This is a genomic window from Auritidibacter sp. NML100628, assembly GCF_003185985.1.
In the GTDB taxonomy this organism is placed as follows: Bacteria; Actinomycetota; Actinomycetes; order Actinomycetales; family Micrococcaceae; genus Auritidibacter; species Auritidibacter ignavus.
In genome coordinates this window covers 21980-44965 of the sequence record NZ_QHLP01000002.1, presented here as the reverse complement: position 1 = coordinate 44965, position 22986 = coordinate 21980, and the positions used below count along the sequence as shown (strand labels likewise).

General features: G+C 56.4%; 19 protein-coding genes and 1 tRNA gene. 6 read left to right on the top strand and 14 right to left on the bottom strand.

Going from position 1 to position 22986, the window contains the following annotated elements; genetic code table 11:
* Positions 1 to 9 precede the first annotated feature (9 nt).
* Positions 10 to 86: transfer RNA gene (locus DCC24_RS01970), tRNA-Gly, on the top strand.
* Between the two features lie 75 nt (positions 87 to 161).
* Here the strand turns inward: DCC24_RS01970 and zapE are convergent.
* Positions 162 to 1226, bottom strand: coding sequence for a cell division protein ZapE (gene zapE / locus DCC24_RS01965; protein WP_110098247.1), 1065 nt, complete (start codon positions 1224 to 1226; stop codon positions 162 to 164).
* Positions 1227 to 1485: 259 nt separating this feature from the next.
* Between zapE and DCC24_RS01960 the strand changes: the two genes are divergently transcribed.
* Together DCC24_RS01960 and DCC24_RS01955 are read left to right on the top strand one after the other, a co-directional pair.
* Positions 1486 to 2394 (top strand): sulfurtransferase, encoded by a 909-nt coding sequence (locus tag DCC24_RS01960; RefSeq protein WP_110098246.1) that lies wholly within the window; start codon positions 1486 to 1488, stop codon positions 2392 to 2394.
* A 146-nt stretch (positions 2395 to 2540) separates the two neighbouring features.
* Positions 2541 to 2981 (top strand): SufE family protein, encoded by a 441-nt coding sequence (locus DCC24_RS01955; protein ID WP_110098245.1) that lies wholly within the window; start codon positions 2541 to 2543, stop codon positions 2979 to 2981.
* Between the two features lie 44 nt (positions 2982 to 3025).
* On the opposite strand, the gene DCC24_RS01950 is transcribed toward DCC24_RS01955, so the two are convergent.
* The 7 genes from DCC24_RS01950 to DCC24_RS01915 form a co-directional block, all read right to left on the bottom strand.
* Positions 3026 to 3760: a GPP34 family phosphoprotein gene (locus DCC24_RS01950; RefSeq protein ID WP_110098244.1), complete on the bottom strand. Its 735-nt coding sequence runs from the start codon at positions 3758 to 3760 to the stop codon at positions 3026 to 3028.
* Between the two features lie 6 nt (positions 3761 to 3766).
* A complete protein-coding gene (locus DCC24_RS01945; RefSeq protein WP_110098243.1) occupies positions 3767 to 4408 on the bottom strand; it encodes an HIT domain-containing protein in 642 nt (213 codons plus the stop codon).
* 3 nt (positions 4409 to 4411) lie between these two features.
* Positions 4412 to 6415, bottom strand: a complete 2004-nt coding sequence (thrS, locus tag DCC24_RS01940) for a threonine--tRNA ligase (RefSeq protein ID WP_208392110.1) — start codon at positions 6413 to 6415, stop codon at positions 4412 to 4414.
* A 123-nt stretch (positions 6416 to 6538) separates the two neighbouring features.
* Positions 6539 to 7249: a hypothetical protein gene (locus tag DCC24_RS01935; RefSeq protein WP_110098241.1), complete on the bottom strand. Its 711-nt coding sequence runs from the start codon at positions 7247 to 7249 to the stop codon at positions 6539 to 6541.
* A gap of 73 nt (positions 7250 to 7322) precedes the next feature.
* Positions 7323 to 7763, bottom strand: coding sequence for an SgcJ/EcaC family oxidoreductase (locus tag DCC24_RS01930; protein ID WP_110098240.1), 441 nt, complete (start codon positions 7761 to 7763; stop codon positions 7323 to 7325).
* Between the two features lie 33 nt (positions 7764 to 7796).
* The gene (locus DCC24_RS01925; protein ID WP_110098239.1) at positions 7797 to 11357 is read right to left on the bottom strand and encodes a DNA polymerase III subunit alpha; all 3561 of its coding nucleotides are present in this window, start codon (positions 11355 to 11357) and stop codon (positions 7797 to 7799) included.
* 552 nt (positions 11358 to 11909) lie between these two features.
* Positions 11910 to 12737: an SOS response-associated peptidase gene (locus DCC24_RS01915; RefSeq protein WP_110098238.1), complete on the bottom strand. Its 828-nt coding sequence runs from the start codon at positions 12735 to 12737 to the stop codon at positions 11910 to 11912.
* Positions 12738 to 12916: 179 nt separating this feature from the next.
* On the opposite strand from DCC24_RS01915, the gene DCC24_RS01910 reads away from it, so the two are divergent.
* Positions 12917 to 14008, top strand: a complete 1092-nt coding sequence (locus tag DCC24_RS01910) for an S-(hydroxymethyl)mycothiol dehydrogenase (RefSeq protein ID WP_110098237.1) — start codon at positions 12917 to 12919, stop codon at positions 14006 to 14008.
* An 85-nt stretch (positions 14009 to 14093) separates the two neighbouring features.
* On the top strand, positions 14094 to 14738 hold the full coding sequence (locus DCC24_RS01905; RefSeq protein ID WP_110098236.1) for an MBL fold metallo-hydrolase: 645 nt from the start codon (positions 14094 to 14096) through the stop codon (positions 14736 to 14738).
* Between the two features lie 87 nt (positions 14739 to 14825).
* On the opposite strand, the gene DCC24_RS01900 is transcribed toward DCC24_RS01905, so the two are convergent.
* The 6 genes from DCC24_RS01900 to DCC24_RS01875 all read right to left on the bottom strand — a co-directional run bounded on the left by DCC24_RS01900 (position 14826) and on the right by DCC24_RS01875 (position 21270).
* On the bottom strand, positions 14826 to 15662 hold the full coding sequence (locus tag DCC24_RS01900) for a thioesterase family protein (protein ID WP_110098235.1): 837 nt from the start codon (positions 15660 to 15662) through the stop codon (positions 14826 to 14828).
* Positions 15663 to 15851: 189 nt separating this feature from the next.
* Complete coding sequence (nrdF, locus tag DCC24_RS01895) at positions 15852 to 16832, bottom strand: class 1b ribonucleoside-diphosphate reductase subunit beta (RefSeq protein ID WP_110098234.1); 981 nt, start codon at positions 16830 to 16832, stop codon at positions 15852 to 15854.
* Positions 16833 to 16906: 74 nt separating this feature from the next.
* Complete coding sequence (gene nrdE / locus DCC24_RS01890) at positions 16907 to 19033, bottom strand: class 1b ribonucleoside-diphosphate reductase subunit alpha (RefSeq protein ID WP_110098489.1); 2127 nt, start codon at positions 19031 to 19033, stop codon at positions 16907 to 16909.
* A 17-nt stretch (positions 19034 to 19050) separates the two neighbouring features.
* On the bottom strand, positions 19051 to 19542 hold the full coding sequence (nrdI, locus tag DCC24_RS01885; RefSeq protein ID WP_110098233.1) for a class Ib ribonucleoside-diphosphate reductase assembly flavoprotein NrdI: 492 nt from the start codon (positions 19540 to 19542) through the stop codon (positions 19051 to 19053).
* A gap of 30 nt (positions 19543 to 19572) precedes the next feature.
* Positions 19573 to 19818 carry a glutaredoxin-like protein NrdH gene (gene nrdH / locus DCC24_RS01880; protein ID WP_110098232.1) on the bottom strand — a complete coding sequence of 82 codons (246 nt, stop codon included), beginning with the start codon at positions 19816 to 19818 and terminating at the stop codon, positions 19573 to 19575.
* A 552-nt stretch (positions 19819 to 20370) separates the two neighbouring features.
* Positions 20371 to 21270 (bottom strand): HAD family hydrolase, encoded by a 900-nt coding sequence (locus tag DCC24_RS01875; protein WP_158278413.1) that lies wholly within the window; start codon positions 21268 to 21270, stop codon positions 20371 to 20373.
* 152 nt (positions 21271 to 21422) lie between these two features.
* Here DCC24_RS01875 and DCC24_RS01870 point away from each other — a divergent pair, with 152 nt between their 5' ends.
* Entirely contained in the window at positions 21423 to 22958 is a 1536-nt protein-coding gene (locus tag DCC24_RS01870) for a DUF1846 domain-containing protein (protein WP_110098230.1), read from the top strand.
* The last annotated feature ends 28 nt before the right edge of the window (positions 22959 to 22986 follow it).

The window sequence follows — 22986 nt, the reverse complement described above, 5'->3', positions numbered from 1 at the left end:
ATGGTTCATGCGGATGTAGCTCAGCTGGCTAGAGCACCACCTTGCCAAGGTGGGGGTCGCGAGTTCGAATCTCGTCATCCGCTCCAACACCAGGCTGGTCACGCGAGATCGTGACCAGCCTGCTTTTGTCTCTGCAACCCCCGCCGGTGCCGAAACCGGGTCTACTTTGCTTCGGTTTGGCCGAGCACACCTTCCCGTGCTAACGCGGTCATGCGCGAGACCGTTCGGAAATATTTCTTCAGGTACCCGCCGTTCATCATCTCCTCGGTGAACAGCTGGTCGAATGGCACACCGGAGGCGATAACCGGAACGTCCTTATCGTAGAGTCTGTCGGCCAGCACCACGAACCGCAGGGCCATCGCCTGCTCGGTAATGGTCTCCACGTCGTGGAGCACCAGCACGTCGATATCCGTGACCATTTCGCGATAACGGGAGGGATGAACCTGTGAGAGGTTTTTCATCAACGCTGCGAAATCGTCGACCGCCACGACGTGGGCTTCGGGGAAGTTCTCCTGGGCCAGGTGTTCAATCTTGTCATCCTCCACCGGGTCGGGGGCTTCTTCCAGACCGCGATGGCGGTAGTCTTCACCGTCAATGCGGACCACTTCAAATTGAGAGGACAATACCTGAATCTCCCGTTTGAAGTCTTGGGCAGCGAAGCGTCCTTCTCCGAGTGCACCTGGCAAAGTATTAGATGTAGCCGCCAGTTTCACCCCGGCATCGGCCAGCTCACGCATCAGACGCGACATCAGCACGGTATCGCCGGGATCATCGAGTTCGAACTCGTCGATGCACACCAGTGAGTACTGTTTGAGCACCTCAACGGTTTTGCTAAAGGTTAGTGCCCCAACCAAGTTCGTGTACTCCACAAAGGTACCGAATGCTTTATGGTCGCCTCCGGCCGCATGCCACAGTGAGGCCAACAGGTGGGTTTTCCCTACACCGAAACCACCGTCAAGGTACAGGCCGGCAGGCTGGTTGTCCTTCTTCTTTTTCTTCCCAAATAAACCGAGGAACCCTCCGGAGGTGTTCGAACCGGAACCGGAGATGGACTCGGCGAATTTTTTCAGACGACTGACCGCTTCAGCCTGAGATGGATACCGATCATCAGGAATGTAAGTCTCGAACGACACCTCACCAAAGCGATAGGAGGGGTGGAATCCTGCCAGCAGTTGTTCGGCAGATACCTGGGGTTGACGTTCGGCCAAGCGGACAATCTCGGTCACGAGGAACAGGCCCTTCTGGTAGGAAACGATGATGAGAAGAAACCAGTGAAGTTTCCTGTCACGACACTACCCCGAAAACTTCTCGCCCCGATACATCTGCCAGAAGACATCCTGTTTCGTCCCGACGAGCGCACCTGCATCCTATGACTTTGTATGACGCAAACACCCCCGGGACCCTGCCATCGACCATCGTCGAAGATTAGGGTTAAACCCACACAGTGACGTGAGTCAATGACCCCAACGGAAAGGTGCAACCACGATGAGCGAGACACAAAACACTCCCCCGGTCGAGTCCAGTGAATACGCCCACCCGGAAAAATTGGTCTCCACCGCGTGGGTTGCCCAGCACAAAGATGATCCCAACGTGGTGATCTTGGAGTCCAATGAAGACACGCTGTTGTACTCCACCGGCCACATCCCTGGCGCGGTCAAAATTGACTGGCACACCGAACTTAATGACCCGGTGACTCGTGACTTCGCGTCGCCAGAACAGTTCGCCGAGGTGGTCGGTTCCAAAGGGATCGACCGCGACACCACCGTGGTGTTCTACGGCGATAAGTCCAACTGGTGGGCTGCCTACGCACTGTGGGTATTCACGCTCTTCGGTCACCCAGACACTCGGTTGATGAATGGTGGACGGGATAAGTGGATTGCCGAAGGACGCGAAATCACCCAGGAGAAGCCTGATGTCAGCGCCGTCGAGTACCCGGTTGTGGACCGCGACGATACCACCAACCGTGCGGTACAATCCCAGGTGCTCAACCACATTGGCCATCGCCCCCTGATCGATGTGCGCTCCTTCGCTGAATACACCGGAGAGACCACCCACATGGCCGGCTACCCGCAAGAAGGAACCCTGCGCGGTGGACACATTCCTACCGCGCAGTCGGTGCCGTGGGCCTCGGCAGCCCGCGAGGATGGAACCTTCAAATCGGTCGAGGAACTTCGCGAGATCTACACCCAGCAGGCTGAACTCGGTGATACCGATGATGTGATTGCCTACTGCCGTATTGGTGAGCGTTCTTCCCACACCTGGTTCGTGCTGAAGTACCTACTCGGCTACGATTCGGTGCGGAACTACGACGGCTCCTGGACAGAGTGGGGTAACTCGGTGGGTGTGCCGATTGTAGAAGGCGAAGAACCCGGCACCGACCCACGGTCGCACTAGGTCAGATTCAGAACCGGATCTGGTCTGCTCAGCCCACAGTGATGGCACCTGTTGTCGTTAGGATGACAGGTGCCATCGGCGTAGAATGGAGCGGTGCCGGTGGCCCAGATCAGCGCCGGCAGGTCCTTCGTTGCTGAAAGGGTGTTATGACCGCAACCTATCCCGCCCCGCTACAGGAGATCATCGACGATTTTCAGGCCGTTCCCGAGGCAGACCGTCTGGAATTACTTTTTGAATTCTCCGAGGAGTTGCCGGAGGTTCCGGAAAAATACGCCGGGCACGAGGACGAGATGGAACAGGTTGTAGAGTGCCAGACCCCACTATTTTTGGCGGTTGAAACCGGTAAGGGAGAAGACCCCGAGGTGACTCTGGTGATTTCCGCGCCAGCGGAGGCACCCACGACCCGCGGTTTCGCCTCAGTGGTCCTTCAGGGGATTTCCGGTTTCAAAGCCTCCGAAATTCTGGCCGTGCCCGATGATATGGCCAGCCAGCTGGGTCTGACTAAGGCACTCACACCCTTGCGTTTGCGTGGCATGAGCGCGCTCTTGGGTCGCATCAAGCGTAATATCACCGAACAGCTCACCTAAAAGCCAACCTTGGTCTCCTCACGGTCTGTGGCAGTTGGTGCTTCTTAGTCCTTGCCACGCAGGTCACGGGTGCCGGGCAAACCGGAGGCCCCGCCACGGGTTGCCGTGAGGTGTTCTGCCAGGACATTTTCGGTAGCTTGCAACACCTCGGCAACAGATTCAGTCACGGAGGTCTGCGTCATGCCCGGGCGGGTATACAGCACGCGCGAGACCGTATCGGCGCTGAAGTTCGGGAAGACCTGGTCTAAGATGCCGGTCATGTTCATCAGCGCCAGCACCGGCCAGGTGGTGAGATCCACAGGCTCATTTTCAAATAACGCTCCGCGAAGCACCGTCACAATGTCGACGTTCTCGAACGCACCCCACTTCCGGTACCGGGTGCAGGGCCAAATGCCCAATATTTTTTTGTTGAGCTCTTCGACCATCTGCCGTTCTTCGAGCTGAGCCAACACCGCATCGAACAGCGCGGTACGACCGAACCGGTAGATCCACTGTTCGGCGTCCTGATTCTCAGGGGAATCCTCTAGGACCTGGGATATTCGCGCCAGCGGCGTGTCACTTCCAGAAAACTCTTCTGATTGGATGACCAGGTCCTGCGTGACAGTCAGCAGGCCACGGCGGGTAAGGTCCGCTAATTCAGCTCCGGCCAAGGCCAACGACACCATGTTTTTGGAAGCCAACAATTTTCCACGATCATCGATGCATAACAGCAAGAACATCTCGCCCAGGCTCAGGGGGTTCTGCGTGGATTCGTCCTCGGCAGGGGTGTAAGTAGTCATAGCGCCTCATTGTGAACGGTCAGCGGCATCGGTCTGGTGACCGGACTGCGACTGGTGGTGGTCAAATTCTTGGGTCGCCTCCGGCCAATCCTCGGCGATGAGCTCGCGCATTTCTGCCAGAGTCTGCGTCAGTGCTTTAGTCTGGGCGATAATGGGCATAAAGTTCCCGTCTCCGCCAAACCGCGGGACAATGTGCTGATGCAGGTGGGCCGCAATCCCGGCACCGCCGACCTTGCCCTGGTTCATCCCCAGGTTATACCCCTGGGCTCGTGAAACCCGTCGGAGCACGACCATGCCAATCTGGCTGAGACGTCCGAATTCGGCAGTCTCTTCGATGGTTAGGTCCGTGTAGTCAGGAACATGACGGTACGGACACACCAACAGGTGCCCGGGGTTATAGGGATAGAGGTTCATCAACACATAACAATGCTCACCCCGGGTGACAATCAAGGAGTCCTCATCGCTACGTGAGGGGCCAGCACAGAACGGACAGCTTGCTTCATCCTTGACTTGTCCCTGGCCACGCTTGACGTAGGCCATCCGGTGTGGGGTCCACAACCGATCGAGCCGGTCCGGGGTTCCCGGCAGCTCAAAGCCATCGGTCACCTCGGCGTCTTCTGGGTGAGGAGTCTGTTGGTTATCCGTCATGATTTAAACCTGCTCTTTAGTCTCCACCGCCTGCACAATGCGTTCAATGGCTTGATCGATCGGCACCCCGTTGTCCTGGGAACCGTCCCGATACCGGAAGGAGACCGCACCGGCTTCTTGGTCTTCTCCCCCGGCAATCAGCACGAAGGGAACTTTCTGCTTCGAGGCGGTGCGGATCTTCTTCGGGAATCGGTCGGTGGAATCATCCAATCGCACCCGAATACCGCGCTCGCGCAACCGTTGCACAATGGTGTCCAAGTAGTCATTGAATGCCTCCGCAACCGGGATGGCAATGACTTGTTCGGGAGCTAACCAGACGGGGAAAGCACCCGCGTAGTGTTCGGTGAGCACGCCAAGGAAGCGTTCAATCGAGCCGAACAGCGCGCGGTGGATCATCACCGGACGCTGCCGGGTGCCGTCGGCTGCCTGGTATTCCAGGTCGAAACGTTCCGGCAGATTGAAATCCAGCTGGATGGTCGACATCTGCCAGGTGCGTCCGATGGCATCGCGAGCCTGGACGGAGACCTTCGGTCCATAGAAGGCAGCCCCACCCGGATCGTCAACCAGTTCCAGACCGGAGTCGGTGGCCACTTCGGCCAGGGTGCGGGTGGCTTCTTCCCAAATCTCGTCCGATCCCACGAACTTCTCGGGGTCCTTAGTCGACAGTTCCAAATAGAAGTCGTCGAGCCCGTAGTCCTTCAGCAAGTCCAGCACAAACTTCAGGGTATTGGACAGCTCGTCTTTCATCTGTTCGCGGGTGCAGTAGATGTGCGCGTCATCCTGTGTCATCCCGCGCACGCGGGTCAGACCGTGCACGACACCGGATTTCTCATAGCGATAGACCGACCCGAACTCAAATAACCGCAACGGCAGTTCACGATAGGACCGGCCACGAGAGGCAAAGATCAAGTTGTGCATCGGGCAGTTCATCGGCTTCAGGTAGTAGTTTTGGCCCTGGCGAGTGACGTCGCCGGTCTCTGGGTCCCGCTCTTCATCGACATGCATCGGCGGGAACATCCCCTCGGCATACCAGTCCAGGTGGCCGGACACTTCATACAGGTGCTGTTTGGTGATATGCGGGGTATAGACGAACTCGTAGCCGGCTTCTTCGTGGCGGGTCCGAGAATAGTCTTCCATTTCCTTACGAATAATTCCGCCCTTGGGGTGGAAGACCGGAAGACCGGAACCGAGCTCATCGGGGAAAGAGAACAGGTCTAGTTCGGCACCGAGTTTACGATGGTCACGACGCTCGGCTTCAGCCACGCGTTCCTGGTAGGCTTTCAGATCCTGTTTGGTCGGCCAAGCGGTACCGTAGATGCGTTGTAGCTGCTTATTCTTCTCATTCCCCAGCCAGTACGCGCCAGCGGCGCGGGTCAGGGCGAAAGCATTGGAGATCAGCTTGGTGGTCGGCACATGCGGTCCACGGCAGAGATCTTTCCAGACGGTTTCACCATGGTGATCGATGTTGTCGTAGATGGTGATTTCGCCGGCGCCAATCTCTACTGAGGCGCCTTCGCCGGTGGTATCGGCTTCGTGCTGTTTGTCGAGCAACTGGAGTTTATAGGGCTCGTGAGCCAGCTCTTCGCGGGCTTGCGCTTCGGTGACTTCACGGCGACGGAAATGCTGAGTCTGGTTGACAATTTTCAGCATTTTCTTTTCCAGAGCCTTCAGGTTTTCTGGGGTAAAAGGTTCCTCGACGTCAAAATCGTAGTAGAACCCGTCGGTAATGTAGGGGCCAATACCCAGCTTTGCATTGGGATACAGCTCTTGAACGGCCTGGGCCAGCACGTGTGCGGTCGAGTGACGCAATACCTCGAGACCTTCAGGGTCGGTGATGTCCACAGCCACCACGTCGGCACCATCGGGAATGGTGCGGGACAGGTCCTGCAATGCGCCATTGACTTTCATGACCACCGTGGTTTTTTGATCGACGAAGAGTTCGGTACCGGTTGTCTCTGCGCCCACCGCACGTTGTTCGCCATCAACGGTGATCGTGATTTGGTTCATTTCGGCCACAGGCCTGTTCCTCCTTGATGTCAGGTTGAGCTTTTGATGGCATACGGGACCACCAAACAACCACAGCACATTCTACGCCTGACCCCGGGTTCTCCCCTATTTCGCTGAGTGTTGTCAGTCATGGGCGAGGTCAATCACCACGCGACTGGGATTTTCGAGAACCTGCACGCGGTACTGACGTTGTTGGTCCACGCCAATGTAATAGGTCGAGGTGGCCTCCCAGGGTAAGTAGGTCACCACATCTTGGGCCACTTGGGCATCCAGGGAGGTCACCCGATGCCCGTTCTGTAGCGCCTGGGCTTCGTCAACCTGGTCGTGGGAGGCCATTCCGGTGAGATTGATTTCTAAATAGGTGCCGGAAGCCTCCTCGGCTCCCGGAATGGGTTCCCCAATACCTGGAGCCAGTGGGTGATCGGTGTATTCAGCCCGATAGGCCGGTGTTCCGCTCCCGGCGTGGTCGATGACAATGCGGTCATACCCCTCGTGGACCGCTGACCGCACACCGGTGGCATACAGGCCGTCACCCTGGGAAGAGTCCGGGAATCCCTCAGATTCCTGAACACCGGAGCTCAGCGGTGGCTGATCCTCTGACGTGTCCTGGTCGGTTGCTGACGGACTGTTGCTGTCAGTCAGCGTTTTCTGGCCCGGCTTTAACGTGTTTGATGGCCTGTCCATAACCGTCTGTGACGGACTCGGAGTTGAGGCAGTGGTGGCTGATTCTGGGCTCGCGGGCTCCTCCGGCTCCTGGGAATCGTTCGAGCAGCCTGCCAAGGTCACCGTCAGCATTAGTCCGGCGGTCAAGGCCAGCCATGAATTCTTCATCATAAGACAACAGTATTCCCGTTAGAGCCCAGTAGGGCCGGCATCGACACAAGCTGCGAGACCATGAGTGGTGAGATCAGTCTGGTGCGCGGAGACGATACGCCAGTGTGCTCCACCGGTGGTCGCTGACTCCGGTGAGGAATGAGTTGTTCGGGCGAGCACGAAACTCATGATCATGCGACGGGGGGTGATCAGCCGGTACTGTGCGATCGTGGTGTCCGGTCATGGTGATGCGGGCCTGGACCATGGCGTGGCGGTCGCCCAGCATGCGTAGTTCGACCCGGCCGACGATGATGTTTGCCGCCCGCAGGGGGCCCTGAAAGTCTTCCGCGTGAGCTCGCTGAATCTCGTCGTGGCCTGTCCACCACAATCCGGTGTCACTAACGAATGAGGCGTCAGCAACAAACAGTTTGGCTAAGTGGTGGTCGTCGTGTTGATTCCAGGCCTGCTGGAATGCGTAGATGATGTTTTTGGGAGCAGCCAGGCTAATGGGTTGATCTGGTGTGCTCAGGTACATGGTGGTCCCTTCGTTTTTGTTTGTGTCCTGAGGTCATGGTTGTGGAGTGCTGTCAAGGGGCATGGGTTCCCACGTCTCGGGATCTGGAACGGGAATGGTCCGGGCATGGTGGGGTATGACCTTCAGCGGCGGAAGCTTGCGGTCACGGTGTAACCAGGCGGCCCATTGCTCTCGGGTTTTGTCTAAGTAGTCCGGGTCGGGCAGACGTTGCCGGTCATGGAGGTCCCAAGCCCGAACAGCCTGCACATTGACCGCTCGGCGACCGGTTCTACGTGTCGTACCTTCAATGAGCAAGAGACGGGAACCAAACAGCAGGTTGCCGGAGTTATGTTGGGCCTCAGTAAAGAACGTGGTGTCAACGAGTCCGGTCCCGTCATCGACAGAGATAAACACCACCCGACGTCCGCTACGCATCGGCGGAGTTTGAGTAGCAACTCTAACTCCAGCAACCAACACGCGAGATTGGGTGCGCAGGCTCAACAGTTTGTCAGCTGGGGTCACGCCCAGAGCATTCAGATACGGGTAGTGGGATTGCATCAGGTGCGCGGTGGTATCCAAGGCGGTGAGATCTAATTCGGTCGCAACCTGTTCGGTTACCGTCGGAGCAGGAAACAGTGCCGGCAGGCTCGACAGCTCGGTGTCGGGAAGTTCAAAGGCCAGCTGCCCGGGAATTTGACGCGACGGTTTGCGGACTCGACGGCCCGACAGGTCTCCTGTGGCAGAGTCTTGTCGGGCATGTTGGTGTTGCAGATAGTGCACCAGATCGGTCCGCGACAGCCCGTGCGGGGTGATCAGAGCATCGAGAGCACCGAGCTGTGCTAAGTGTTCTAAGGTCCGGCGATGGAGTCCGGAGCGATCGCGCACATCAGCCAGGGTGGTATAGGGCCGTGCCGCGAGGAGACGTTTTCGTTCGGTCGCGCTCATGCCCGAGACCGTCGTCAGCGACAGCCGGATGCCCCAACGCTTTTGGTCGGGCACCCATTCCAGATGCATGTGCTCAGTGGACCGGTTAATATCGACCGGAAGCACCGGGATACCCAACCGGCGGGCTTCGGCGACCATCACACGTTGCGGATACATACCGGGGTCGTGTTCGAGTACTGCAGCCATAAAGGCTTCGGGGTAGTGGGTTTTTAGCCAGGCTGAATGGTAGGTGGGCACTGCGAAGGCTGCCCCGTGTGCTTTACAGAACCCAAATGACCCGAAAGCTGCCAGGGTGTTCCACACCTCGTCGATGACTGCGCGGTCCCACCCTCGTTGGTGTGCCCGGGAACGAAAATAGGATTCAACCTTGTCTTGTTGCTCCGAGCCGAGTTGACGACGTAGCTCATCGGCTCGGGCCAGTCCGCAACCGGTCAGTGTATCCAGGGTGCGCAGAATTTGTTCATGGAACACCGTGACCCCGTGGGTCTCTTCCAGAATCCCTTGTAGCGCCGGGTGAGGATAGTGCGCCGGGGCATCTCCGTTGCGGAAATCGAGGAAAGGCCTCACCATGTCGGATTTCATGGGGCCGGGGCGAAATAACGAGATATCAATGATCAGGTCATTGAGGTTTCGGGGTTCCAGTTTGCCGATCAGCTCACGCTGGCCCGGTGATTCAATTTGGAAACATCCGAGGGTGTGGGTACTACCGATCATGTCGAAGGTAGCGCGATCATCGCAGCTGACGTGTTCGAGGTCGATGACTTCCCCGGTGGATTCCTGGATCTGCTGGAGCGTGTAGGCGATGGTGGACTGCATGCGCACTCCCAGCACATCCAGTTTCAACAGCCCCATCGAGTCCATGTCGTGTTTATCAAACTGACTCATGGGCAAATCGATCCCGGAAGGTTGCACCGGGGTGCGATCGGGCAGGGTGGAATCGGAGAGGATCACCCCGCAGGGGTGCATGGAGATGTGTCGTGGCAACCGGTCGAGGCGTTCGGTGATATCAACTAGTAAGTCCAGCTGGTGATTGCCCAAGCTCCGTTGGGCCTGTAACCGGTGGGAGAACTCTGCTAGTTCTGGCATAGTTTCCATGGCTTCTCGGAAATGTGAGGCCGAAAACCGCCACATCTGTTGGGCAATGGCATCGACGTCGTGTTCTTCCATGCCCAGGGCACGTCCAGCATCACGGATCGCCCCGCGAACTCGGTACCCGTTTTGCATGCTCATTAACGTGGTGCGCGAGTCACCGAAGCGGTCAAAGATCGCTCGGTAGATCTCGTGGCGTCGGGCAGATTCGACGTCGATATCAATATCGGGCAGAGTCGACCGATCTTGAGAGAGGAACCGTTCAAAGATCAGCTCGTGTTCGATGGGGTCGACATCTGAGATACGTAAAACGTAATTGACCAGTGAGGACGCACCCGAGCCACGGGCCGAGGCACGCACTCCCATGTTCTCAATCATGGCAACCACTTCTGCCACGGTGAGAAAATAGCTGGAAAAATCCAAGTCCTGGATGATGTTCAGCTCGTGTTGCAGGCGATGGGACAGCTGAATTCCGTGGTGGGAATGTTCCGGCACTCCGGGAAAGCGTTGAGCAAGTCCGGCCCGGCAACGTTGCGTGAGTTCACGTCCGGGATCTGTGTTCAGACCGATCACCCCGGTTTCTGGAACCCTGGGTTGTCCCCATCCAAGATCGGTTCGAGGATCCAGCACACACCGGCGAGCCAGCTCTTGGGTACGGGTGATCAGTTGACGGGCTCCGCTCAGACCGGTACCTGCCTGATGCGATATTTCGCCAGCCAGCTGGTGCATCTGTGCGGAGCTTTTCAGCCACCCTTGGCCAGTGGGCTGAAGATCGTGTAACTGATCTAAACTGGTCAAGCTACGGGCCGCATCCAGCACATCGGCGGTGGCTGCTTGATCGGGGCTAACATAGCGCACCGCATTGGTGAGCACCGAGGGAAGTCTCAGGTCTTCGGCAACCCGTAAAAACTTCACCGCGTGTGAGGTTGAGAGTCGTTGCCCCGGCGGAGCTAGATGGCTGACAACCTCAATCCACAGCCCACCGTGTGGCAGGATATTTCGCCATTGACGTAGCAACTTCCGCCCGTCGTGGTAACGCCGTTGGGCAAAGGCGTGACCGACCGGTGATTCTGGACCCAGCAGAACATAGAGATCCGGTGCCGGTGCCGTAGTAGAGTAGCCGCCTCCCATGGCATCAGCCAGCTCTGTGACGGTGATGTAGGGGGCTCCCCCGCTGGTTCCGCCCAGCGTGTGTGCATGGGCCTGAGAGATCAGCCGTACCAGCGCACGGTAGCCAGCACCCATATGAGGTGAGGAGCATGACCCGGCCTCATGATGACCGGCTGCCAAAATAGTGAGGCGTCCTAACCGATGGCGTGGGATACGGCCTGGTTTCGGTGCAGGATGATCTCCAGCGACCGCTAGGTTAACTCCCACCACAGGTGCAATCCCGTGATCAAGACATGCGCGGAGGTGCTTTGCCATCCCGTAGAGCCCATCACGGTCTGTGAGCCCTAGAATTTCTGCCCCATCAGCAGCTGCTGCAGCCACTAAATCTTCTGGCCAGGACACACCGTAGTGCGTACTATACGAGCTGGAAACATTCAGATGGGGAAACGGCGAGGTATGCCGGATGCCCATCCCTAAGCGGTTTCCCGTTCGGCAAGCTGGGCACCATCGTGAACCTTAATGAGCCTCCACAGCCCGGAGTCCAGATGATGGGAGACATCCACGGTCATCACCGGTTGCGTGGACGAAGATATAGCGGGTCTGATCTGTAGGCGCCATACTTCGTGATCGATCATCCCTTGGCCCCTACCAGCGACAAAACGTGATTGTTGGGACCACCAGCGGCAACGTTGAAACCAACGCTGTGGTTCAGCGACCACGGTATAGTTTCGGCCCTTGAGATGCAGATGTAAGGGCATGCCGGCCGTGGTGCACACGACCCGAACAGATTGAGTTAACAACCCCATGATGATGCCTTCTTTCACCATACTTCCAATCAATCAGCCTGGTTCTCAGGCCAAATATGCAGAAATGGGAAGCACATGATCGTTGGGAAGGCCGATCATGACCACCAGTCTAAGAGAACATTCGTTCTAACTGCAACTGAACTTATCGGGCTACCAGGGACAAGATAAGAACATTTGATTGGTGGATAAAAGAGGGTGTGCGACCAAGCGAAGGATCTTAGAGTCCTGGAAGATGTTGCGTCTCGACCGGTTTAGTCAGTTCGGGGCCGTTGTTGCGCACATTGCCGACCGCGGTCGAGACCGGGTGCATCTGCCACTGGTCGCCCGCTGTGTCGTAGGCTTGTGCAACCACGGTATCGACCAGAGCTTGGGCCTGATCAGCATTGGTCAATTTCTCCGGCGCCAGCCAGTGGTCCATGGTCAACTGATTCATGGGCAACGGAAACCGATCATGCAGTCCCGCTAGCTCGTCGAGGACCTCGGGGCTACTACCGGGTTCCGGAGAAGCCCCGGTGAGGATCGTGGTAGACAGCACCCAGCCACGCGGATCATCGGTGGCTATTTCAGGGTCAGCCCACCATTCGTATAACCCAGCAAAAAAGATCGGGGCACCGTCTTTGCGGCTCACATAATAGGGCTGTTTTTTCTGGGTGCCTCGTGCAGTGGTACCGGGAAGCTCTTTCCACTCGTAGTATCCATCGACCGGAACCGCGCAACGTTGGGATCGAACGGCAGCACGAAAACTTGGTTTGGTGACCACCGTTTCTGATCTGGCATTGAACGTTCTGGACCCAAAGGACAGATCCTTCGCCCAGCCAGGGACCAGACCCCAGTGTGCCAGATGAACCTCCCGGCGCACGTGTCCGCCGGAATCGTCCGCGTTTTCGGACGTTGCCTCGACCGGTCGCTCCACGACAATCGCTACGTCCTTGGTCGGAGCCACGTTGTAGTCTTCACGGAGTTCTAGCTGTTCTTCCGGGGTGTGAGCCCCTGCGGCTGCAACTAAGTCGCCGATCGCTCGAGCCATCACAAATCGTCCGCACATGGTGCCAGTATGCCACGAGCTGCTCAAGCGTTCATGGTGAAGGACTGATCACAGCTTGCGGTAGCAATAATAAACAAACTCTTATATTTCGGTGCCGAACTGTGATGAGATGGAGAGCAAGGGAAAATTCCCTCTCACAACACTGAGCTTTCGTCAATTGAGGAGCGTGTGTTTCCCTGATGTCCCACCACGTCAAAGCAGCGGTTGTTAAATCCCAAGATGACCCGGTCTCCATTGAAACCATCGTGGTCCCCCATCCTGGGCCCGGTGAAGTCGTCGTCGATGTCAAAACCTGCGGCGTCTGCCATACCGATTACAGTTATGTCTCCGGTGGCGTAGGCGATAATTATCCGTATCTTCTCGGCCACGAGTCCACCGCTGTCGTCTCCGAAATTGGGGAAGGCGTTACCGAAGTTGCTGTCGGCGATAAGGTCATTCTGAACTGGCGAGCTGTCTGCGGTGAATGCCGCGCGTGCCGTAAGGGTGATCTGAAGTACTGTTTCAATACCCACAACGCCACCCAGAAAATGACTCTGGAGGACGGGACCGAACTCGAAGCAGCCCTGGGTATCGGGTCCTTTGCCGAGAAAACCCTTGTTGCCGCCGGTCAGTGCACCAAAATCGATGAAGTCCCAGAGTCTTCTGACGCTGCCGTAGGACTGCTGGGTTGTGGCGTCATGGCAGGTATCGGTGCTGCCATCAATACTGGCGAGATCAAACGAGGGGAAGCTGTGGCAGTCATCGGTTGCGGTGGTGTCGGCATGGCCGCTATTGCCGGGGCACAATTGGCCGGAGCTACCACGATCATCGCCGTCGATATCGAAGATCGGAAACTCGAGCAGGCGAAGCAGTTTGGTGCCACGGAAACGGTCAACTCGAAAAATACCGATCCGGTAGCTGCCATCCAAGAGCTGACCGGTGGGTTCGGAGCCGATGTCGTCATTGAGGCAGTCGGTCACCCTGAAACCTATAAACAAGCCTTCTATTCCCGTGACCTGGCCGGTCGCGTGGTCTTGGTCGGTGTACCACGCCCAGACATGGATATCACCCTTCCCTTCCAGGATGTCTTCTCTCATGGTGGCGCTCTCAAATCGTCCTGGTATGGCGATTGCTTGCCGTCTCGAGATTTCCCGATGCTTGTTAACCAGTACCGGCTGGGGCGCCTAGATCTCAATGCTTTTGTCACCGAACGAATTGGTCTCGATGACATCAATGGTGCTTTCAAAAAGATGCACGCGGGCGATGTCCTCCGCTCGGTTGTCGAGCTCTAACATCCAGTTTCGTTGCGACACTTTGTGCTCCAAAACCTCTGATTACCCGATACCGACCGTTGAGCGGTCCGAAGGAGAACCGACCATGACAGCCCGCATTGACCACCTCGAAACGTCAGGAACTTTTAGTCTCGATGGCGAAACCCATCAGGTCGACAACAATGTATGGATCGTCGGTAACTCGACCGAGTGCATCATCATCGATCCAGCGCACGATGCCAATGCTGTCCATCAGGCAGTCCAAGGTCGCAACGTCGCCGCTATCCTGCTCACGCACGGTCACGATGACCATATTTCCGAAGCTCTCACAGTTCGTGATTTCGTCGATGCCCCGGTTTTGCTCAATGCTGAAGACCGGATGCTCTGGGACGCGGTCTACCCCGTCCAAGGTCCCGACGGATCTATTCAGGACGGAGATACTTTCACGATTGCTGGTGTCACCTTAACAGCGTTTGAAACCCCCGGTCACTCGCCCGGATCCACCTGTTTCTATTCTGCGGAGCTGGAAGATGGGCAGGGCGCGGTCTTCACCGGTGACACACTTTTTGCTGGGGGGCCCGGTGCTACCGGAGGACGGTCCTACACCAGCTTTGACGCCATCATTAAATCGATTTCCGAGGTGTTGTTGGAGTTGCCTGAATCCACGCGGGTATTGACCGGTCACGGTGAGTCCAGCACCATCGGCACTGTAAAACCACACCTGCAGGAATGGATTGATCGCGGATACTAAAGATTATCGCGAAAACCAATCACAAGCACTTATTCAGCAGTGGCCGGAGACCTGTCGGGTCACCGGCCACAACGATAGGCATGCATGTTAGGCCCTCATATCACGTACCGACAGTGACTGTTCGGCACGCCCGAGATATCCTTTGCTGTCGGAAAGCACCGTGGAGGTAACCCCCAGACCGTTGTCGCCCAACGACACCGAGGTGGCCATCCCCAGCCAGTCCTCAGAGGGTTCGCGCATCAGGTGGATGCTCAGGTCAACGTTGGCGAAATAGACCTCGTCGTGATAGGGCTCAACTGCTGGTGCCAATCCGTTGGCGATATCGATCATCCCGATCGCGTGCACGAACGGGCTGGTAGGCTCATCCAGGATCATGGGAATCTCCGTATTGGCCCAGATCCGGCCGTGTCCCGGCGCGTGGTCGTCTGCTGCCCGAGATTGAATGGAGGCCACCAGTCCCCCGGCCCACCGCTTATTGAAGCCGGCATCCGGGGAACACTGATCAATCGGAGCGAGAAGTGTGTCATCATGCAGACGGTGTGCCCGGGACGTATCAGAGGAAATGAGTCGCCAGGTCCGCGCAGTCAGTACCGCACGGCCTTGGGCCTCCACAGTGGACTGAACCAGCTCGATAGTGCGACCGGGGCGAATGTTGCGGGTGGTGACCTTCACTTCGCCGGCATGAAGCTTGCCGAGAATATCGAAACTGATACGTGAGGTGGCGAAGTTCTCACGCGGTTCATAGGCCTCCAGTTCCGCGGCGACCAGGCCAGACACAGCAGCCATGTGCAGTTCATCGTCTTGCCAGGACCCAGTGGCACGTTCTGTTGAGGTGAAATATGAAATCCGAGTTCCCTCAGTGAACTCGGTTGCCCCGGATCGAACGAAATACGCGTGTGGTGTGGAGTGTGTTTCTTCAGCCATAACCGCTATCTAACCACTTTTTCACCACAAATATGAGGTCACACACACCCGAAGGGACCGAATGACTCTCAAAGAGTCGTCCTGTCAATCTGTTTGGCTCTTTGGCGTTGCTTCTCGACGTGGAGCTAACATAGCTCAGCCCCGCAGGTTTCTGCGGGGCTGAGCTATCGTGGTGGCTTGAAGTATTAGTTAGAAGTCCCAGTCGTCGTCTTCGGTTTCCTCAGCTTTACCAATCACGTAGGAAGAACCAGAACCGGAGAAGAAGTCATGGTTCTCATCAGCATTCGGGCTCAAAGCCGAGAGGATCGCCGGGTTCACATCGGTGAGGGTATCCGGGAACATGGCCTCGTAACCGAGGTTCATCAGGGCTTTATTGGCGTTGTAGTGCAAGAATTTCTTGACGTCTTCAGCCAATCCCAGCTGATCGTAGATGTCGTGGGTGTAGGTAACTTCGTTATCGTAGAGATCTTGCAGCAGGTCGAAGGTAAATTCCTTCAGCTCTGCCTGCCGCTCCGGGCTATCGTTGACCAGGTTGCGCTGATACTTATATCCGATGTAGTACCCGTGCACGGCCTCGTCACGGATGATCAGTCGGATCAAATCTGCGGTGTTGGTCAAACGTGCTTGGGAGGACAGGTACATCGGCCAGTAGAACCCGGAGTAGAACAAGAAGGATTCCAGCATCGTAGAGGCAATCTTGCGCTTCTGGGGGTCATCGCCTTCGTAGTGTTCGACCACCTGGGAGGCCTTGTACTGCAACGTAGGTTCGTCCCCGGCCCAGCGAAACACCTGGTCAATGGCGTCCGAGGAGGCCAAGGTCGAAAAAATCGAGGAATAGGACTTGGCGTGAACTGATTCCATGAAACAGATATTGGTGTATACCGCTTCTTCATGCGGAGTCAGCGAGTCCGGCATCAGCGAGACCGCACCAATCGTGCCCTGAATGGTATCAAGCAGGGTCAGACCCGCAAAGATCTTCATGGTCACGTCTTTTTCTTGGTCAGTCATTCGCGCCCACGACTGCAGGTCGTTGGAGAGCGGAACTTTTTCAGGCAACCAAAAGTTCGAGGTCAGACGATTCCAGACCTCCAGGTCTTTTTCGTCTTCTATATCGTTCCAGTTGATGGCCTGAAAGTTCGTAAACCGTGCTTTGACTTCTTCAGGTGTCATGATGTCCTTGGTGTCCTTTGGAGCAGATCGTCACGGAGTAGGGAGGCAAGTGCGGAACGAATCCGCTCACGACCCTACAGCATGCACGAGACGCAACCTTCGACTTCAGTTCCTTCCAATGCCAGCTGGCGAATCCGAATGTAGTACATGGTCTTGATGCCGTGGGTCCAGGCGTAGATCTGAGCCTTGTTGACATCGCGGGTCGTGGCGGTGTCTTTGAAGAACAGTGTCAGGGACAGCCCTTGGTCCACATGCTGGGTCGCAGCGGCGTAGGTGTCGATGATCTTTTGGTATCCGACCTCGTAGGCATCCTCGAAGTACTCCAAGTTGTCGTTATTCAAGTAGGGAGCCGGGTAGTAGACACGACCCAGCTTGCCTTCTTTACGAATCTCGATCTTGGACGCGATCGGGTGAATCGAGGAGGTCGAGTTATTGATGTAGGAGATCGAACCTGTCGGTGGGACGGCCTGCAGGTTCTGGTTGTAGATCCCGTGGGTCATCACCGAGTCCTTCAGTTCCCGCCAGTCATCCTGGGTCGGGATGTCAATGCCACTGTCGGCAAAGAGCTGAGCGACCCGTTCGGTCGCCGGCTGCCACGCCTGGTCGGTGTACTTATCGAAGAACACTCCGGAGGCGTAGTCCGAGTCTTCGAATCCTCCAAAACGTTCTCCGGTTTCGATCGCGATCTTGTTGGAGGCCCGCAACGCGTGGTACAGCACCGTGTAGAAATACATGTTGGTGAAGTCCAAGCCTTCTTCGGAGCCGTAGTGGATGTGTTCGCGTCCGAGATAACCGTGCAGGTTCATCTGCCCCAGACCGATGGCATGCGAGGAAGCATTGCCTTTGGCAATCGAAGGCACCGAAGCAATGTTGGACAGATCCGACACAGCAGTCAGCGCCCGGATCGCGGTCTCCACCGAGCCACCCAGGTCTCCGGAGTCCATAGCTTTGGCAATGTTCATTGATCCGAGATTGCACGAGATGTCCTTGCCCACGAACTCGTAGTCGAGGTTCTCGGCGTAGGTGGAGGCTTCCGAGACCTGCAGGATCTCTGAGCACAGATTCGACATGGTGATCCGACCCTTGATCGGGTTGGCCCTGTTGACCGTGTCTTCAAAAACGATGTAGGGGTAGCCCGATTCGAACTGGATTTCCGCTAGCGTCTGGAAAAAATCACGAGCGTTGATTTTCGTCTTGCGGATTCGAGGATCATCGACCATCTCGTAGTACTTTTCCGTTACCGAGATATCGCTAAACGGCTTACCGTAAACCCGCTCAACGTCATAGGGACTGAACAAGTACATGGCCTCGTTCTTCTTAGCCAGTTCAAAGGTGATGTCAGGGATCACCACTCCCAAAGACAGGGTCTTGATCCGGATTTTCTCATCAGCATTTTCGCGCTTGGTGTCGAGGAACCGGTTGATGTCGGGGTGGTGGGCGTGCAGGTATACGGCGCCGGCCCCCTGACGGGCACCGAGCTGGTTGGCGTAGGAGAAGGAGTCCTCCAGTAGCTTCATGACCGGGACCACGCCCGAGGACTGGTTCTCGATGTGCTTGATCGGTGCGCCGTTTTCACGCAAGTTGGTCAGCGACAGTGCCACGCCACCACCACGCTTGGACAGCTGCAGTGAGGAGTTGATGCCACGGGCGATAGATTCCATATTGTCTTCAACCCGTAGCAAAAAGCACGACACTAGTTCGCCCCGCTGTTTCTTCCCGGCGTTCAAGAAGGTTGGGGTGGCAGGCTGGAACCGTCCGCCGATGATTTCATCCAGCAGATTAGTGGCTAGTTGTTCATCGCCACGGCCCAGGTAGAGTGCGTTCATCACCACACGGTCTTCATAGCGCTCCAGGTAGCGTTCGCCGTCGAAGGTCTTCAGCGCATAAGAGGTGTAGAACTTAAACGCTCCCAAGAAGGAGGGAAAACGGAACTTATATGCGTAGGCACGGTCGAAGAGTGAGTCAACAAATTCTTTCGAGTATTGCTCGAAAGTCTCTGGCTCATAGTAGTCGTGCTCAATGAGGTACTTAATCTTCTCATCGGTGCTGTGAAAGAAGACAGTATTCTTATTGACGTGCTGTAAGAAGTACTGTCGAGCAGCAGCGTGATCGGCCTCAAACTGGATCTTGCCGTCGGGCCCGTAGAGATTGAGCATGGCGTTCAGCTCATGGTAGCCCATGTTCTGCCATGCTTCGGGCATCGACTTAGCGGACTGAATCAATTCTTGTTCCGTGACTGCTGTTGCCAAAATTCTTCCAATCCTTCTTTAACGCGGGCAACGTCGGAGGCGGTGCCCATCAGTTCAAACCTGTACATTACCGGTACCTGGGTCTTGGCGGAGATGATGTCGGCACCCAGGCAATAAGCATCGTAAAAATTGGTATTTCCAGAACCGATCACGCCTTGAAGTAGGTCCCGGTTTTTTTTGAGGTTGAGGAATTTGATGACCTGTTTAGGGACGGCCCCGCGACCGTCTCCCCCACCATAAGTGGGAAGCAACAGCACAAAAGGCTGTTGTGCTTCGAGGGTGGGTTCTTTGGTCATCAACGGCAACCGGGCGGTTTCCCCAGCTGGTAGCTGAAGTTTTTCCACGAAATGGTGGGTGTAGCCTGACGCCGATGAAAAATAGATCAGCCGAGCATTGGTGGTCTGCAGCTGCTGCTGTTCTGGGGAGCGAATAAATGAACGATCTGCGACCGCGGTGCTCATCTCGTGACTCCCTCCTGACAGAAAAAGGTGTTAGGCGACAGTGGTGGCCTGCTGCTGGCCGAGCTCAGCAATCTTGTCGGGACGGAAACCTGACCAGTGATCACCTTCGGTCATCACGACAGGAGCCTGCATGTAGCCCAGTGCACGCACCTGCTCCAGTGCCTCCATGTCTTCAGACATGTCGACCACCTTGTACTCGATACCCTTCTTATCCAGGGCACGGTAGGTAGCGTTGCACTGAACGCAGGCTGGCTTGCTGTAAACGGTCACGCTCATGATCTATCTCCTGAAAAACAAGGACGGTTTTTCAAAGCAACGCTTGACAACCAATCCGGGGTTCTTGGTCTCTTTATTCGATCTGCCAGGTCAGGTACGTTGTGGCGATCGATCTTGTTTAATACTACATCTAGGGATGAGCTTTGCAAGCAACCACAATATCCTGTGGATTACATGCCTGTAACTCCTCCACAGGCTTGTCCACAGAACATGAGGGTGAATGGCAGATGAACAGCAGTTGCGCATCCGCACGAACGCGCGCTTCTGACTCAACACCACGCAGGGTATCCACAACGTGTGCATGAGGTTGTCCACCCAAAAATCGCCAAAAAGTTTCTTATCTCACCCCGCGTGTCGCGCGTCGTAACCTGACAAAACACAATCCCTAGTGGACTCCATAACGGAAAACCACTAGGGATTGTGTCTAAGGGGTGCCGGTGGTGAAGATCGTCAGAATATAACTATGAGTCGCGCAGGAGCCCTGAAACGACCACCACCATGAGAGCTGACGCAGACCGAGCGTCTGGCGTACTCGGCCTGTCGATGTCAGGTCTAAGGCGCGTATTCCACGAGTGCTTCCATCAAGGCAATCACTCCGTGATCTGTATTGGCGCCAATCGCAAAATCTGCCACCTCGAATACCTCAGGATGAGCATTAGCGACCACGACCGACGTGCCAACGCCTTTAAGCATCTGCAGATCATTGAGGTAATCTCCCACGGCCATGCAGTCTTGTAGTGAGACCTCGTGATGCTTTCCCAAAGCGGACAACCCCGTGGCTTTACTGACGCGGGAATCCATGATGTCAACCCATTGGCGTCCCGAGCGCACGATATCGACAGTGGCGAGCTGCTCAGTATTTGCGGCATGCTCTTCGAGACTCGTCAGGAACCGTTGGTATTGATCCGCGTTGGGAATGTAGACGGCGATCTTCACGACGTCAAACTCTGCACGACCGACGGTGCTCACCAGCTCATCGTCATACCGCAGGCTCCGGTAATAGGCCTGAATGGCCTCGAACAGGGACGGATCAACCTGGCGAATGAGCGCTTCCGCAGCTGAACAGACCACCACCCCTACCCGGTCTAGTCCGGTCGTGGCAGCGGTGATCGCCCCTAATGTGGCCATCACCGTGGGCTTGTTCCACGATTGGGTGGCGATAACCTGGCCTTGACTGGCGACCACAGCACCGTTTTCCGCCACGAAGTCGCTGATCGTTTCGTCTGAAGCAAACATCTCTGACAAGGTCGCCAGCTGGCGTCCCGAGCTGGGCACCACCTGACATCCCGCCCGATGTAGATCCTGGGCTAATGACCAGAACGAATCCGGAATTCTCTTGGCCCCGTCCAGCAGGGTCCCGTCCATATCCAGGGCCAGTAACCGGGGAAAACGAGCCTCGGGGTCCTGTCTGACATACTCCACAATCGCCGGCCATGCCGTTGTTGCGTTCATAACTGTCTTCCTCATTCTCACCTATCCACCGGGGCAAGAATAGTCCTCGCCTTCTGGCCTCATCCTCGCTACTGCTCAACTCACCGGCTAATCTCACGTCACGCGGCGGGGTGTCAGGTTTGTCCCAGCAGAAGGTGCTTGAATGGACAGACATGACCACACTGCGTGAATTCGTTGCTCCAGAGCCATCCACCATTCACCCTCACGGTTTCGACCCGCAACGCTACATTGAGTTACAGTCACGCTATATTATCGAACGTCGCGAGAAGATCGGCGGCAAACTCTACCTCGAAATGGGTGGGAAGCTCTTCGATGATTTCCACGCTTCCCGAGTCCTTCCCGGTTTCACCCCGGACAATAAGATCTCGATGCTCCATCAGCTCCGCGATGAGCTGGAAATCCTCATCTGTGTCAATGCTTTCGATATCCAAGGTCAGAAGATTCGTGCCGATTTAGGCATTACCTATGAAGAAGATGTGCTACGGCTCATCGACGTGTTTCGCGAACGCGGAGTCCTGGTGCAGAACGTCGTGATTACACAATATTCAGACGATAATGCCCTCGCGAAAGACTTCTCTCGTCGCCTCGGCAACGCCGGACTGCAGGTCTCGCACCACTTCACCATTCCCGGATACCCCAATGACACGTCCCGGGTGATTTCCGACGAAGGATTCGGACAGGACGAATTCGCCGAAACGACCCGAGACCTGGTGGTCGTCACCGCACCGGGACCGGGGTCTGGAAAATTGGCGACGTCGCTATCGCAGATCTATCACGAGTACCAACGAGGTGTCGTCGCCGGCTATGCCAAGTTTGAAACCTTCCCGATCTGGAACCTCCCCCTAGAACACCCGGTTAACCTCGCCTATGAGGCCGCTACCGCCGACCTCGACGATATTAACGTGATCGACCCGTATCACTTGACCGCCTATGACGAAAAGGTGACCAGTTATAACCGCGACGTCGAGGTCTTCCCCCTGCTAAAGGCGATGCTGGAAAAGCTCTCGGGAACATCGCCCTATCAGTCGCCCACCGATATGGGCGTGAATATGGCCGGTCGGTGCATCAGTAACGATCTCGCCTGCCAGCACGCCGCTCAACAAGAGATCATCCGGCGCTGGTATAAGGCCAAGGTCGATGAATTCAAAGCCGATATCGACGACACCGTATCATCCCGGATTCGGATTGTGATGGCCAAAGCCGGGGTGGAGCCTCATGACCGCGTGGTGGTCGCACCTGCCCTGGAGCGGGCTGAGAAGACCGGCCAGCCGGCCAGCGCCATGCAAGTCGCCGACGGCAAGATTATTACCGGCAAGACCTCACCGCTGTTGGGGTGTTCCGCGGCGATGTTACTTAACGCACTGAAGTACTTGGCCGGCATTGACGATCACCAACACCTGCTGTCTCCTGAGTCGATTGAGCCGATCCAGACCCTGAAAACCCAGCACTTAGGTTCGAAGAACCCGCGTCTGCATACCGATGAGGTGCTTATTGCGCTATCGGTCTCGGCCGCTTCCAATCCCACGGCAGCCCGCGCCATTGACCAGATCAAGAATCTGCGTGGCTGCGATGTACACACCACGACTATTCTGGGCTCGGTGGATGAGGGCATCTTCCGGTCCCTGGGGATGCAAGTCACCTCCGAGCCAAAGTATCAGCGCAAAACACAGCTGTATCACAAGCACTAAAAATCATCCGCTGGGCCGGTCGCACGAT